The sequence below is a fragment of the Azospirillum oryzae genome (assembly GCF_900177515.1).
GTDB lineage: Bacteria > Pseudomonadota > Alphaproteobacteria > Azospirillales > Azospirillaceae > Azospirillum > Azospirillum oryzae_A.
This window is the reverse complement of the sequence record NZ_FXAK01000007.1, coordinates 412004-424265: the sequence shown is the minus strand read 5'-3', so window position 1 is coordinate 424265 and position 12262 is coordinate 412004. Positions and strand designations below refer to the sequence as shown.

At 67.3% G+C, this 12262-nt stretch carries 14 protein-coding genes; 6 read left to right on the top strand and 8 right to left on the bottom strand.

Annotation, left to right across the window (positions count from 1 at the left end):
- Positions 1-19 precede the first annotated feature (19 nt).
- Complete coding sequence (locus tag B9N97_RS14445; protein ID WP_085087652.1) at positions 20-949, top strand: LysR substrate-binding domain-containing protein; 930 nt, start codon at positions 20-22, stop codon at positions 947-949.
- 19 nt (positions 950-968) lie between these two features.
- On the opposite strand, the gene B9N97_RS14440 is transcribed toward B9N97_RS14445, so the two are convergent.
- On the bottom strand, positions 969-1994 hold the full coding sequence (locus B9N97_RS14440) for a zinc-binding alcohol dehydrogenase family protein (RefSeq protein ID WP_085087650.1): 1026 nt from the start codon (positions 1992-1994) through the stop codon (positions 969-971).
- Between the two features lie 241 nt (positions 1995-2235).
- Here B9N97_RS14440 and B9N97_RS14435 point away from each other — a divergent pair, with 241 nt between their 5' ends.
- Positions 2236-2574 (top strand): hypothetical protein, encoded by a 339-nt coding sequence (locus tag B9N97_RS14435; protein ID WP_085087648.1) that lies wholly within the window; start codon positions 2236-2238, stop codon positions 2572-2574.
- 6 nt (positions 2575-2580) lie between these two features.
- Here B9N97_RS14435 and B9N97_RS14430 read toward each other — a convergent pair whose 3' ends face one another.
- The 6 genes from B9N97_RS14430 to groES all read right to left on the bottom strand — a co-directional run bounded on the left by B9N97_RS14430 (position 2581) and on the right by groES (position 8553).
- A complete protein-coding gene (locus B9N97_RS14430; RefSeq protein ID WP_085087646.1) occupies positions 2581-3744 on the bottom strand; it encodes an ATP-binding protein in 1164 nt (387 codons plus the stop codon).
- Between the two features lie 153 nt (positions 3745-3897).
- Entirely contained in the window at positions 3898-4611 is a 714-nt protein-coding gene (locus B9N97_RS14425) for a response regulator transcription factor (protein WP_085087645.1), read from the bottom strand.
- Positions 4612-5024: 413 nt separating this feature from the next.
- Positions 5025-5942, bottom strand: a complete 918-nt coding sequence (locus tag B9N97_RS14420; protein ID WP_085087644.1) for a DMT family transporter — start codon at positions 5940-5942, stop codon at positions 5025-5027.
- 15 nt (positions 5943-5957) lie between these two features.
- A complete protein-coding gene (locus B9N97_RS14415) occupies positions 5958-6323 on the bottom strand; it encodes a hypothetical protein (RefSeq protein ID WP_085087643.1) in 366 nt (121 codons plus the stop codon).
- Between the two features lie 246 nt (positions 6324-6569).
- The gene (gene groL / locus B9N97_RS14410) at positions 6570-8213 is read right to left on the bottom strand and encodes a chaperonin GroEL (protein ID WP_085087641.1); all 1644 of its coding nucleotides are present in this window, start codon (positions 8211-8213) and stop codon (positions 6570-6572) included.
- A 49-nt stretch (positions 8214-8262) separates the two neighbouring features.
- On the bottom strand, positions 8263-8553 hold the full coding sequence (groES, locus tag B9N97_RS14405; RefSeq protein WP_042702035.1) for a co-chaperone GroES: 291 nt from the start codon (positions 8551-8553) through the stop codon (positions 8263-8265).
- A gap of 292 nt (positions 8554-8845) precedes the next feature.
- Here groES and B9N97_RS14400 point away from each other — a divergent pair, with 292 nt between their 5' ends.
- From B9N97_RS14400 to B9N97_RS14390, 4 genes are all read left to right on the top strand, one after another.
- Positions 8846-9109: an usg protein gene (locus B9N97_RS14400; protein WP_085087638.1), complete on the top strand. Its 264-nt coding sequence runs from the start codon at positions 8846-8848 to the stop codon at positions 9107-9109.
- A gap of 120 nt (positions 9110-9229) precedes the next feature.
- Positions 9230-9382 (top strand): hypothetical protein, encoded by a 153-nt coding sequence (locus B9N97_RS35640; protein WP_167393307.1) that lies wholly within the window; start codon positions 9230-9232, stop codon positions 9380-9382.
- Positions 9383-9527: 145 nt separating this feature from the next.
- Positions 9528-10022: a lysozyme gene (locus B9N97_RS14395; RefSeq protein ID WP_085087635.1), complete on the top strand. Its 495-nt coding sequence runs from the start codon at positions 9528-9530 to the stop codon at positions 10020-10022.
- A 113-nt stretch (positions 10023-10135) separates the two neighbouring features.
- Positions 10136-11209 carry a COX15/CtaA family protein gene (locus tag B9N97_RS14390; RefSeq protein ID WP_085087634.1) on the top strand — a complete coding sequence of 358 codons (1074 nt, stop codon included), beginning with the start codon at positions 10136-10138 and terminating at the stop codon, positions 11207-11209.
- Positions 11210-11435: 226 nt separating this feature from the next.
- On the opposite strand, the gene B9N97_RS14385 is transcribed toward B9N97_RS14390, so the two are convergent.
- Positions 11436-12122, bottom strand: coding sequence for a Crp/Fnr family transcriptional regulator (locus tag B9N97_RS14385; protein ID WP_083897443.1), 687 nt, complete (start codon positions 12120-12122; stop codon positions 11436-11438).
- Between the last annotated feature and the right edge of the window lie 140 nt (positions 12123-12262).

The following is a 12262-nucleotide window of genomic DNA, read 5'->3' as shown; positions in this document are numbered from 1 at the left end:
CATGAGCAATCGCGATAGGATGAGCGTCACCGATGATCATCCGGAATGCATCACCATGTCCCTGCCCGATCTGGAGATCGACGCGCTGCGCGCCTTCGTCACCGTGGCGGAGGCCGGCGGCTTCACCGCGGCGGCCGAACGGCTGGGCCGGACGCAGTCGGCGGTCAGCGTCAAGATCAGGAAACTGGAGGACATGCTCGGCCGCCGGGTGTTCGAGCGGACCAGCCGGTCGCTGGCGCTGACCCATGACGGCGAACTGCTGATGGGCTATGCCCGCCGCCTGCTCGACCTGAACGACGAGACGGTGCGCCGCTTCACCGAACCGGCGGCGGAGGGCGAGCTGCGGCTGGGGGTGGCCGAATATTTCCTGTCCGACCATCTGCCCCATGTGCTGCGCCGCTTCGCCAAGCTGCACCCGCGCCTGCACATCGACGTGCGGGTGGGCCTGTGCAACGATCTGGTCTCGGCGCTGGATACGGGAGAACTGGATCTCGTGATCTCGCGCCGCGATGCCGGCGACAGCCGCGGCCGCGCCATCTGGACCGAGCCGATGCGCTGGATCGCCGCTCCCGGACTGGAAATCCCGGCCGACGGCCCCCTGCCCTTCTGCGCCCTGCCGGCCCCTTGCGTCTTCCGCAACCGCGGGCTGGCGGCGCTGGGCGAGACCGGCCGGTCCTGGCGGGTGGTCTACACCAGCGCCAGCGTCATGGGGGTCCAGGCCGCTGTCCGCGCCGGGCTGGGGGTGGCGGTGCTCAGCGAATCCTCGGTGCCCGAGGGCGTGCGCCGGCTGGGGGTGGAGGACGGCCTGCCCGAGCTGGGCAATGTCGAAATGGCGATCTTCGGCGAGACGCCGCGCAACCGCCGCCTCGCCGAGCCGCTGGTCGGCTTCATCGTGGAGAGTCTGGCGGCGATGCGTCCGGCCCGCCCGCCGCTCGCCCTCGCAGGCTAAAGCGGCGGGGGGACGCCGATCAGAAGCCTTCCAGCACCACCTTGCCGCGGGCCTTGCCCGACTCGATCAGGGCATGCGCCTTGCGCAGGGTGGCGGCGTCGATGCGGCCCAGCGTTTCCGTCAGCGTGGTGCGCAGGGTTCCGGCATCGACCAGCCGCGACACCTCGGTCAGCAGCTCGTGCTGGGCGATCATGTCGGCGGTCTGGAACAGCGACCGGGTGAACATCAGCTCCCAATGGAGCGAGACGCTCTTGCGCTTCAGCAGGCGGACGTCGATGGGCTCCGGATCGTCGATCAGACCGATATGGCCCTGCGGCGCCACCAGCTCGACCAGATCCTGGAAATGGCGGTCGGTCGCGTTGGTCGAGAAGACGTAATCGACGCCGGCCAGCCCCAGCGCCTTCACCTGCTCCGCCATCGGCCGGCTGTGGTCGATCACGTCATGAGCGCCCAACTCGCGCACCCAGTCGGCGGTCTCCGGACGGGACGCGGTGGCCAGCACCCGGACCTTGCTCAGCCGGCGGGCCAGCTGGATGGCGATGGAGCCGACGCCGCCGGCCCCGCCGACGATCAGCAGCGATTTCCCGTCACCCCCGTTGTTCCCATTGCCCTCACGCGGCAGGCCCAGCCGGTCGAACAGCATCTCCCAGGCGGTGATGGCGGTCAGCGGCAGGGCGGCGGCCTCGGCGACGCTCAGGCTGGCCGGGCGGGCACCGACGATGCGCTCGTCGACCAGATGAAACTCGCTGTTGGTGCCGGGACGGTCGATGGCGCCGGCATAGAACACCGCGTCGCCGGGACGGAACAGGGTCACGTCCGGCCCGACCGCCTCGACGATGCCGGCGGCGTCGAAGCCCAGGATGCGCAGGCCGCCGTCGGCCGGAGAGGCGTTTCGGCGCAGCTTGGTGTCCACCGGGTTGACCGACACCGCCTCCACCCGGACCAGCAGGTCGCGGCCGGTGGGCGTCGGACGGTCGATCTCGACGTCGATCAGCGCGTCGGCATCGGTGACGGGCAGGGACTTGCGGTAGCCGATGGCTTTCATGATGGCCTCGTCTTCATGCTGTGGAGGAAGTCGGGACACAGGATGGCGGCGTCCACCGGATATGTGAAATTCATAGTTCTTGTTTCATCCATCCGAAACAGCGATGGACAGCCCGCCGCCGCGTCCGTTCCGGACAGGGTGACGCCAAAGGGGTATGGAATAGCCGGGCGGGTTGGGCTGTTTGTACCGATGACCGCTTTCCTCACCGATCCCGGTCCTCCGCAAGACAGGAAGCAAGGCCATGCGCACCATCCGACCGACGATCCTGCCGAAGATGCTGACCGCCCTGCTTCTGGCCGCGGGTGCGGCAACGCTGTCCGGCTGTGTCGCCTACGACGGCTACGACCCCTATTATCCTGCCTATGGCGGGCCGGTGGTGGCGCCGCCGCCCACCGTCTATGCGGTGCCGCCGCCGGTCATCGTGCAGCCCGGTTACCGCTACCGCTCGTGGGATGGCGACCGTGGCCGTGGGGGTCGCGATTGGGGCGACCGCGGCTGGCACCGGCGGGGAGGGGACCACAACGGCGACCCGCATGCCTGGGAACGCCCCGGCGGTCCGCATGGCTGGGGCCGCCGATAGTCCTCGTCAGACGGCCGAGGCCGGCACCTGATCGGCACGGTTGCGCAACACCAGGACGGTGTGGTCGTCGTCGCACACCGCGCCGTCGCGTAGCAGGACCAGCGCCGCCAGCGTCGGTTCGACCATGCGCAGGTCACGGCGGATGAACAGGGCGGGCAGCCGGGCGCATCCGCCGGTGTAGAGCACGACGTGGTCGCCCGGTCCCCACAGCAGATGGACGGCGGCCGGAGCCAGCGGGTTGAAGCCGATCAACGCCCAGCGCGCGCCGAGCGCCGTCAACTCCTGCGGGCGCACCACCGCCCCGGCCACCGTGCCGAGCGCGGTATAGTCCACGGCCTTGGCGTCGAAGCGCAGAACCGCGACGGCGGCCCGCCCGATCTGCGCCAGGCTCCTGTCCTCGGAAAGCCCCAGTTCGGGCCGCCCCTTCAGATCGCGCCGGATCGCATTGACCACCATGGGCGCCGGCAGGCCGGGCACCGTGGCGGCAACCACCGTCTCCACCTGCCGGATCACCCCGGGCGTCATCACGGTGGGGGGATAGCGGGGAGGACCATAGACGTCGGCCCCCTCGGGATTCACGCCTGCAATGCCGCCGGCCACCGTGTCGCCGTCGATCATCAGCGCGATGCCGCAGGGGCCGTCCCCGCCGCGGGCGGGCGCGCAGCGGACGAACCAATGGTCGATGAAGGGGCCGCCCCGTGCGGCCTCGCCCCCGCTACGCTCGACCATCACCGCTCCGGTCTGCACCATGGCGTCGGCCGGCGGCGCATCGTCCGCCCCGGGCCGCAGCACGCGGGCCAGCAGCGCCGAGCCGATGCCCGGCGTCACATGGATGTGGAAGCGGTCGGCCTGCGCCCGAACCGTTTCCAGCCCGATGCCCAGCCCGGCAGGCGCATCGCCTTCGGACGGCGCCGGCGGTTCGGTGGTGGCGGGGTCGCGGTCGTAGGCCAGACATTCGACGCCGGCGCCCGACCGCATCCGCGCGATCAGCAGCGTCCCGTCCGGCCGACCCAGCGCATGCTCGGCCAGCGCGGCCACCAGCCGGTCCAGCCGGGCCGCCTCGTCGGCCGCCAGAACGCCCTCGGCCCGCTCCGCCGCGATCCGACGCGCCGTGGCGATGTCGTCGGGCGACGCCACGGCGATGCGACGGTGACCATGATCGGGGAACATCGAACCGCTCCTATCGGCGTTCTGGTTGCTCTTCGCCAGAACATTACAATCCTCTTGTGGTCAAGCCCATGCAAAGGACACGTCTCGTCTCATTTTTTGTCCCCCCGGAGCCGGAAGAAGCGCAACGTCCAAGGTTCCGCTTCGTGCCCAGCGTCAGGATGCCGCCACTTCCATCAGCGCCGGCTGGGCCGGCTGGCGGACGGTAAGCGCATGGGGCATGTCGCGCCCGCGCAGCATCTCCGCCGCCTCCCACAGGCGGCCCAGCCCGACGATGGACCGGCAGCCGGTCTTTTCCATGATGCGGGCGCGGTGGACCTCCACCGTCTTGATGCTGATGCCCAGCTCCCAGGCGATGGTCTTGCTCTGCTTGCCCTCGACGATCAGCTCCAGGACCTCCGACTCGCGGCGGCTCAGCAGGGCCAGCCGGCGGACGGCGTCGCGGCTGCGGTCGCGCTGCTGCGCCTGGGGATTGCCGGAGGCGAGGCAGGCGCGCAGCCGCTCCAGGAAGGGCGGGATGGCGAAGGGATGGGCGATGCAGTCCATCGCGCCGGCCTTCATCGCGGCTACGGCGGCGTCGACGTCGCCCTGCTCGGTCACCACCAGCACCGGCAGGTCATGCCCAAGCAGCGAGGCCTCCGCCATGAATTCGATGGCGGTCATGTCCGGCAGGTCGCTGCGCAGGACGATGCAGGCCGACGCGGTGCCCAGCACGGCCAGCGCGTCGGCGGCGGTGCTGTGGACCCGGCAGGCGATGCCGACGGCGCCCAGCGCCCGCGAGAGCGTGCTGCGCGACAGCAGGTCGCCGTCGACGATGTGAACCAGGCAGGCGGTTTGCGAGTAGGCGGGCGCGGACATTTGCAGGGGCATCTTGGGACCTCCACCACATCGGACCGGCGAACAGCGCCGGCTCCACATGACGATCGATCCGACACCGAACCGCCGCCATGACCCGCATTTTAGCGGTCATCCCTTATTGACCGCCGCAGGCGCGAGGGATAGTGGGGCTGTCTAAAAGGATATCGGGGATATTATACGGGCGAACACCCGAACAAGAAATCCAATCAAAGCGCTATCCCGTGGTACAAGACAAAACCGAACGGCGAACTTCACAAGTATATTCGCAAGTTCTTCCGGCAAACCCTTTACCAGCCGACAAGAAACGCCGCCCCAATTTTGTCCCACATATGATAACCCGATCTTAGCTTTTTTATTTCATCAGCACAGTTTGAAAGTTTCTCTTTGCCGGAAATTTTCTTATTGCCGCCAGCCGCCTCCTCCGCTCAGGCGCGGCGGCGGGTCGCCAGGACGATGCCGGCGGCGATCAGCGCGATGCCGATCCCGTGATAGAGATGCGGCTGCTCGCCCAGGAACAGGATGGCCAGCAGGCTGCCGAAGACCGGCACCAGATGGATGGCGAGACCGGCGGTGTTGGGACCGAGCAGTTCCACCGCCCGGTTGAAGCAGAGATAGGCGGCGATGGACGGGAACAGCACGGTATAGCCGACCGCCAGCAGCGTGATGCCGCTGGCCTGCACAGGATGCCCGCTCAGGCTCTCCCAGATGTAGAAGGGCAGCAGTTCCACCGCGCCGATGGCGAAGGTGACGACGACGAAGCTCAGGCCATGGATCGCCGGCCGGCGGCGCAGAAGCGTGGTATAGGCGGCATAGATCACCACCGCCGCCAGCATCCAGACGTCGCCGACATTCAGCTCCAGCCCCAGCAGCGTCGCCGGATCGCCGTGGGAGATCAGCGTCATCGCGCCGACCAGGGAGACGGCGATCCCCACCCCCTGCATCGCCCCGATCCGGTCGCGGAACAGGACGAGGCTCATCAGCACGATCATCACCGGCATCGACGACTGCAGCATCACGCAGTTCAGCGCGGTGGTCGTGTTCAGCGCGATGTATTGAAAGGTGTTGTAGATGCCGATGCCGAGCGTGCCCAGAAGCAGCACGCTCTTCCACCGCGCCAGGATCGGCGTGATGTCGTGGCGCAGGTGCGGCCAGGCGAAGGGCAGCACCACCAGCATGCCCAGACACCAGCGCCAGAAGGCCAGCCCGATGGGCGGCACCGCCCCGGCGACCGCGCGCCCCAGGACCGCGTTGCCGGCCCAGAACAGGGGCGGCAGCATCATCAGCAGCCAGGCCTGATCGGCCAGACGGGATCCTTTGGCGGAGGCGACGCGGTCGGCGGGCATCGGGCTGTCCGTGATTTAGCTGCGGCGGCGGGGCGAGGCGAAGACGCTGGACGCCGACAGCGCGCCGCCGCGGTCGCTGCCGTCTTCGGCGCGGAAGACGCTGGGGCGGGATTCGCGGCGGGGATGGCGCGGCGCGTCTTCACGGCCCTCGCCACCACGACCCTCGCGGCCCTCACGACCTTCGCGGGGCGGCTTGGCGGGCTGGCGCAGTTCGGCGTCGAGTTCGGCGATGCGCTTGACCAGCGCTTCACGGATGGCGGGGGCCGCGTGGGCTTTCAGCGTCGCCAGCTGCTCCTTGAGCTGAACCAGCTGGCGCTGCTTCTGCTCGCGGGTGCGCTTGATGGCGACGTTGTCGGAATGCTGGCCCTCGAAGGAGCGCATGGAACAGGCCCTCGTTAAAATACGGAAGTCAGGAGGCCGGCGCCCCACGCTGGGGGACCCGGCAAGAGAGGGGCGGATTATTGGGAGGCGACCGCGGCAAAGCAAGGCGGAGTTCGCCTTGACATTTCAGGATGGCGGGCTGTGGCGACAGCGGCGCGGCGGACCCCCTCTTCCGGCATAGAAAAAGGGCGCCCCCTTGCGGAGGCGCCCCTTTCCCGAACCGACAGACAGCCGGACAGTGGGCTATTAGAAGCCCATGTCGTCCATGCCGCCCATGCCACCCGGCATGCCGGCCGGAGCAGCCTTCTTCTCCGGCTTCTCGGCGATCATCGCCTCGGTGGTGATCAGCAGGCCGGCGATCGAGGCCGCATCCTGCAGGGCGGTGCGAACCACCTTCACCGGGTCGATGATGCCGGCGGCGACCAGATCGGTGAACTCACCCTTCTGGGCGTCGTAGCCGTAGTTGGTGTCGTTCTGGTCCAGCAGCTTGCCGACGACGATCGAACCGTCGGTGCCGGCATTGTAGGCGATCTGACGGACCGGGGCCTGCAGGGCGCGGCGGATGATGTCGATGCCGACGCGCTGCTCGTCGTTGGCCGGGGTCAGCTTGTCCAGCGCCTTGGAGGCGTACAGCAGGGCGGTGCCGCCGCCGGCGACCACACCCTCTTCCACGGCGGCGCGGGTGGCGTGCATCGCGTCGTCAACGCGATCCTTGCGCTCCTTCACCTCGACCTCGGTCGCACCGCCGACGCGGATGACGGCGACGCCGCCGGCCAGCTTGGCCAGACGCTCCTGCAGCTTCTCGCGGTCGTAGTCCGAGGTGGTCTCCTCGACCTGGGCGCGGATCTGGCCGCAACGGGCTTCGATGTCGGCCTTGTCGCCGGCGCCGTCGACGATGGTGGTGGCCTCCTTGGAGATCACGACCTTCTTGGCGGTGCCCAGCATGTCGAGCGTGACGTTCTCGAGCTTGATGCCGAGATCTTCCGAGATGACCTGACCGCCGGTGAGGATGGCCATGTCCTCCAGCATCGCCTTGCGGCGATCACCGAAGCCCGGAGCCTTGACGGCGGCGATCTTCAGGCCGCCGCGCAGCTTGTTGACCACCAGGGTGGCCAGCGCCTCGCCCTCGATGTCCTCGGCGATGATCAGCAGCGGACGCGAGGACTGGACGACGGCTTCCAGAACCGGCAGCAGCGGCTGCAGGCCCGACAGCTTCTTCTCGTGCAGCAGGATGTACGGGTTCTCGAGGTCCGCGACCATCTTGTCGGCGTTGGTCACGAAGTACGGCGACAGGTAGCCGCGGTCGAACTGCATGCCCTCGACGACGTCCAGCTCGGTGTCCAGGCTCTTGGCCTCTTCCACCGTGATGACGCCCTCGTTGCCGACCTTCTCCATCGCCTGGGCGATCATCTTGCCGATCTCGGCTTCGCCGTTGGCGGAGATGGTGCCGACCTGGGCGATCTCGTCGTTGGTCGTGACCTTCTTGGCGCGGGCCTGGATGTCGGCGACGACGGTGGCGACGGCCACGTCGATGCCGCGCTTCAGGTCCATCGGGTTCAGGCCGGCGGCGACCTTGGTCACGCCTTCGCGGACGATGGCCTGGGCCAGGACGGTGGCGGTGGTGGTGCCGTCACCGGCCAGATCGTTGGTCTTCGAGGCGACCTCGCGGACCATCTGGGCGCCCATGTTCTCGAACTTGTCGGCCAGCTCGATTTCCTTGGCGACCGACACGCCGTCCTTGGTGATGCGCGGAGCACCGAAGGACTTTTCGATCACGACGTTGCGGCCCTTCGGGCCCAGCGTGACCTTCACGGCGTCGGCGAGGATGTCAACGCCACGCAGCAGCTTTTCGCGCGCGGTGGGGCCGAACTTGACGTCTTTGGCAGCCATGTCTCGATTCCTTTTAACTTGTAAATTTCGAAGGATACGGGCGGAGGACTTAGGCCTCGATGACGCCCATGATGTCCGATTCCTTCATGATCAGGTAATCGACGCCTTCGATCTTCACTTCCGTGCCCGACCACTTGCCGAACAGGATGCGGTCGCCGGCCTTGACGTCCAGCGCCACGACCTTGCCCGACTCGTCACGGGCGCCGGGGCCGACGGCGATGATCTCGCCTTCCTGCGGCTTTTCCTTGGCCGTGTCGGGGATGATGATCCCACCCTTGGTCTTGGTGTCGGACTCCAGACGCTTGACGACGACGCGGTCGTGCAGCGGGCGGAACTTCATGGAATGCCTCCTTGGATCAAGGCTTGGTTCTGACTGACGCGGATTGGCGCGGGCGGCGGCTTGTTAGCACTCCCTCCCGGCGAGTGCCAGACAGCTAATCCAAGCGCTTTGGGGATTCAAGAGGCTCGTTTCGGAATTTGGCGCAAATGCCGGCAGCACTCACAGGGCGATGCTGCTAACACATTGAGAAATATGAATTTACCCCGTTGCACCACGAACCGTGCGCAGGCAAGATTTCTTCAAACGGTCACGAAGCTTCCGGCCGTTCCACCCTCAGCATGGGAGTCCGCGCATGGCCGATCTCAGCCTCCAGCTCCGCGATTTCCGCCTGACCACCGCCGAGATTCTCTACCATATGCCGGATCATCCCGGCCTGCTGCAGTGCTACCTGTGGCAGGAACTGGACCGGGCGCCGGACTATCCGGTGCTGCACCGCTTCCTCGATTTCTGGCAGCGCACTCTGGACGGCAAGCTGCACTCGGTGCGGCTGGCGAGCCAGACCCTGATCACCCCCGGCGAGCTTCGCCACGCCGCCGCCGATTTCCGCCTTCACTGAGTCCGCCGGGCACTGATCCCGGCCGGCACTCTTCCGCCTCCTGTGACCGCCGTCACAGCATCACCCCCCCCGGTATTCACTAAAATTTTAGCGAATACCGGGACTGCAGAGGGGGAGGGGATGATGGCGGCCAAGAGGAAGGCGGCGGACTGGCGGACTCGCGAGGGCCGGCTGGTGGAAGCGCTGCTGGAGATCACCACCATCGCCGGGCTGTTCGCGCTGCTGTTCGCCCTGTTCGTGCTGTTCGGCGCCGCGCAGACGCTGACGCCCTGACGCTTCGGCAGCCCGTCCGGCCAGCGTGCGGCGAATTGCGACAATTTGCATTCAATCCTTCCCGTTGCGCGCGCATCTCGAATAGGATCGCTCCCGTTGCGGGCGGAGGGTGTCCGCCCGGCGCGCCAACCGGGAGTTCCCATCCATGACCACCAAGCCGGTCTGCCAAGCCGCGGTCGATCTCGTGAAGCATTTCGAAGGCCTGTACCTCAATGCCTATCTCTGCCCGGCCGGCGTTCCCACCATCGGCTACGGCCACACCGCCGGGGTGAAGATGGGCCAGACCATCACCGCGGAGCAGGCCGACGCCTTTCTCGCCGCCGACCTGACCGAGGCGGCGGGCCGCGTCGACGGGCTGGTGAAGGTGGCGCTGAACGACGACCAGCGTGGCGCCCTGTCCTCCTTCGTCTTCAACCTCGGCGCCGGCAGCCTGCAAAGCTCGACCCTGCTGAAGCTGCTGAATGCCGGCGACTACGCCGGGGCCGCCGACCAGTTCGGCCGCTGGGTCTATGCCACGGTGAACGGCAAGCCGACCAAGCTGGCCGGCCTCGTCGCCCGCCGAGCGGCGGAAGAGGCGTTGTTCCAGGGCCAGACCGCCCAACCCCAGGCCGGCGTGACCACCGCCGACGGCACCGCCTGATCCACTCTCCCGGCACGCACAGGGTAAGAGGCGCCGGACACGAGAAATTTGACGCGACGGGATGTTCGCACCACATTGGCGAACATCCCACCGCCGCGCTCCGGAATGCCGCCTTGACCGCCTTCGCCTCCGACAGCTTCGCCGCCCCCACGTCACCCAACCCGAACCGGCCCATCGCCGTCTGGCTTCTGATCTGCGCCGCCATGGTGCTGGCCATGGCCGTGATCGGCGCCATCACCCGGCTGACGGAATCCGGCCTGTCGATGGTGGAATGGAAGCCGCTGATCGGCATCCTGCCGCCGCTGTCCTCGGCGGAATGGAACCGCGTCTTCGACCTGTACAAGGCGACGCCGGAATTCCGCATCTACAACAGCCACATGGATCTGGCCGGCTTCCAGTCGATCTTCTGGTGGGAGTGGTTCCACCGGCTGTGGGGCCAGCTGATCGGCTTCGTCTTCCTGATCCCCTTCCTACGCTTCTGGATGCAGGGCCGCATCTCGGCGGAGCTTTGGCCGAAGCTGGCCGGGCTGTTCCTGCTGGGCGGGCTGCAGGGCGGCATCGGCTGGTTCATGGTGAAGAGCGGGCTGGTCGATTCGCCGAACGTCAGCCATTACCGGCTGGCCCTGCATCTCAGCACCGCGATCCTGATCTATGCCCTGCTGCTGCGCACCGCGCTGGGCCTGCTCGATCCGCTGCCGCTGGCCGGCTGGCGGCCGGAATCGGCGCCGTTGCGCCGCCACGCCCGCTGGGCGATGGGGCTGGTCGCCGTCACCATCGTCTGGGGCGCCTTCGTCGCCGGATCGGACGCCGGCTTCGCCTATAACACCTTCCCGCTGATGGCCGGCCACTGGATCCCGCCGGAGGTCGACACGCTGACCCCCTGGTGGATCAACCCGTTCGAGAACACCGCGGCGATCCAGCTGATCCACCGCGTGCTGGCGATCCTGACCGGGGTGGTGGTGCTGGTGCTGGCCGCCCGCGTCCTGAACGCCCGCCTGCCCGGCCGCGCCGGCCGCGCCGCGCTGGCCTCGGGCGCCATGGTCCTGCTGCAGATCGCCATGGGCATCGCCACGCTGCTGACCGTGGTGTGGATCCCCATCGCCGCCGCCCATCAGGCCGGCGCGATCCTCGTGGTGTCGATGCTGGTGTGGCTGCTGTTCGAACTGCGGCCGATCGGTAGGGAGTAACGCGCGCTGGCTGTATTCTTGCCGGCGCGCAGAGATGCCTTGCAAGATCTACACGGATGTCACGTATTTATACACGGATTACACGGATTTTTTCATGACTCGCCAAGGCGGATGCTCTTCGGAAGACCAAGGCCTTGCGGAAGAACATCCGTGACATCCGTGTTTAAATCCGTGACATCCGTGGAAAAATTGTCGAACACGCCCGCACCCCGCGAAGGTGCGTGCCTCACGCCCCTTCGGCCAGATCGTACATCGCGTCGAGGTCGGCGATCAGGACCTTGTTGCCTTCCTGCAGCGAGATCACCCCGGCGGTCTTCAGTTGGGTGAAGGTGCGGCTGACGGTTTCGGTGGTCAGGCCGAGATAGTCGGCGATGTCGGCGCGGCTCATCGGCACGAAGACCGGGTTTTCCTTGTGGCCGCGGCGGGCGGCGCGCTGCGACAGCATCAGCAGGAAGGAGCAGATCTTCTCCTTCGCCGTCTTGCGGCCGAGCAGAAGCATCTGATCCTGCGCGGCGGCCAGCTCGTTCGACGCCATGGAGAACAGGCGCCGCTGCATCTTGGGGAATTCCTCCAGCAACGCGTCGATCTTCTTGCGCGGAAAGCGGCAGAGCGAGGCGCTGGTCACCGACTCGGCGGTGTAGGCATAGCTGTCGTTGACGGCCAGCCCCAGGAAATCGCCGGTCACCAGGAAGCCGGTGATCTGGCGGCGCCCGTCCGGCAGCAGCTTGTAAAGCTTCACCGTGCCCGACGTGACGTTGTAGAGCGCGTCGGCGGCGTCGCCCTCGGCGAACAGGGTATGGCCGGCATCGATGCGCACATTCTGCAGAATGTCGGCGAGACGGCGCAATTCCTCCGGTTCCAGCGCGGCGCACACCGTCAGGCTGCGCACGGGACAGGCCCCGCAAGGATTCATTTCCGTCGCAGCGCTCTTGTCGCGAGCGCGGACCATATCGAAGGGTGGCATGGAGGAGCCCAGCCTTTCATTCCGCATGCGCCCATATTGGTGGCAATCGCAGAGAATCGCAACCTCGCACGCATACAACCCTTTCATTG

Bases quoted from the DNA above. Each gene is read 5' to 3' on its own strand.
- groES (WP_042702035.1), bottom strand. From the start codon at position 8,553: ATGAAGTTCCGCCCGCTGCACGACCGCGTCGTCGTCAAGCGTCTGGAG.
- B9N97_RS14400 (WP_085087638.1), top strand. From the start codon at position 8,846: ATGGCCGATCTCAGCCTCCAGCTCCGCGATTTCCGCCTGACCACCGCC.
- B9N97_RS14420 (WP_085087644.1), bottom strand. From the start codon at position 5,942: ATGCCCGCCGACCGCGTCGCCTCCGCCAAAGGATCCCGTCTGGCCGAT.
- B9N97_RS14385 (WP_083897443.1), bottom strand. From the start codon at position 12,122: ATGAATCCTTGCGGGGCCTGTCCCGTGCGCAGCCTGACGGTGTGCGCC.
- B9N97_RS14435 (WP_085087648.1), top strand. From the start codon at position 2,236: ATGCGCACCATCCGACCGACGATCCTGCCGAAGATGCTGACCGCCCTG.
- B9N97_RS14415 (WP_085087643.1), bottom strand. From the start codon at position 6,323: ATGCGCTCCTTCGAGGGCCAGCATTCCGACAACGTCGCCATCAAGCGC.
- B9N97_RS35640 (WP_167393307.1), top strand. From the start codon at position 9,230: ATGATGGCGGCCAAGAGGAAGGCGGCGGACTGGCGGACTCGCGAGGGC.
- B9N97_RS14395 (WP_085087635.1), top strand. From the start codon at position 9,528: ATGACCACCAAGCCGGTCTGCCAAGCCGCGGTCGATCTCGTGAAGCAT.
- B9N97_RS14430 (WP_085087646.1), bottom strand. From the start codon at position 3,744: ATGTTCCCCGATCATGGTCACCGTCGCATCGCCGTGGCGTCGCCCGAC.
- B9N97_RS14425 (WP_085087645.1), bottom strand. From the start codon at position 4,611: ATGCCCCTGCAAATGTCCGCGCCCGCCTACTCGCAAACCGCCTGCCTG.
- B9N97_RS14440 (WP_085087650.1), bottom strand. From the start codon at position 1,994: ATGAAAGCCATCGGCTACCGCAAGTCCCTGCCCGTCACCGATGCCGAC.
- B9N97_RS14445 (WP_085087652.1), top strand. From the start codon at position 20: ATGAGCGTCACCGATGATCATCCGGAATGCATCACCATGTCCCTGCCC.
- groL (WP_085087641.1), bottom strand. From the start codon at position 8,213: ATGGCTGCCAAAGACGTCAAGTTCGGCCCCACCGCGCGCGAAAAGCTG.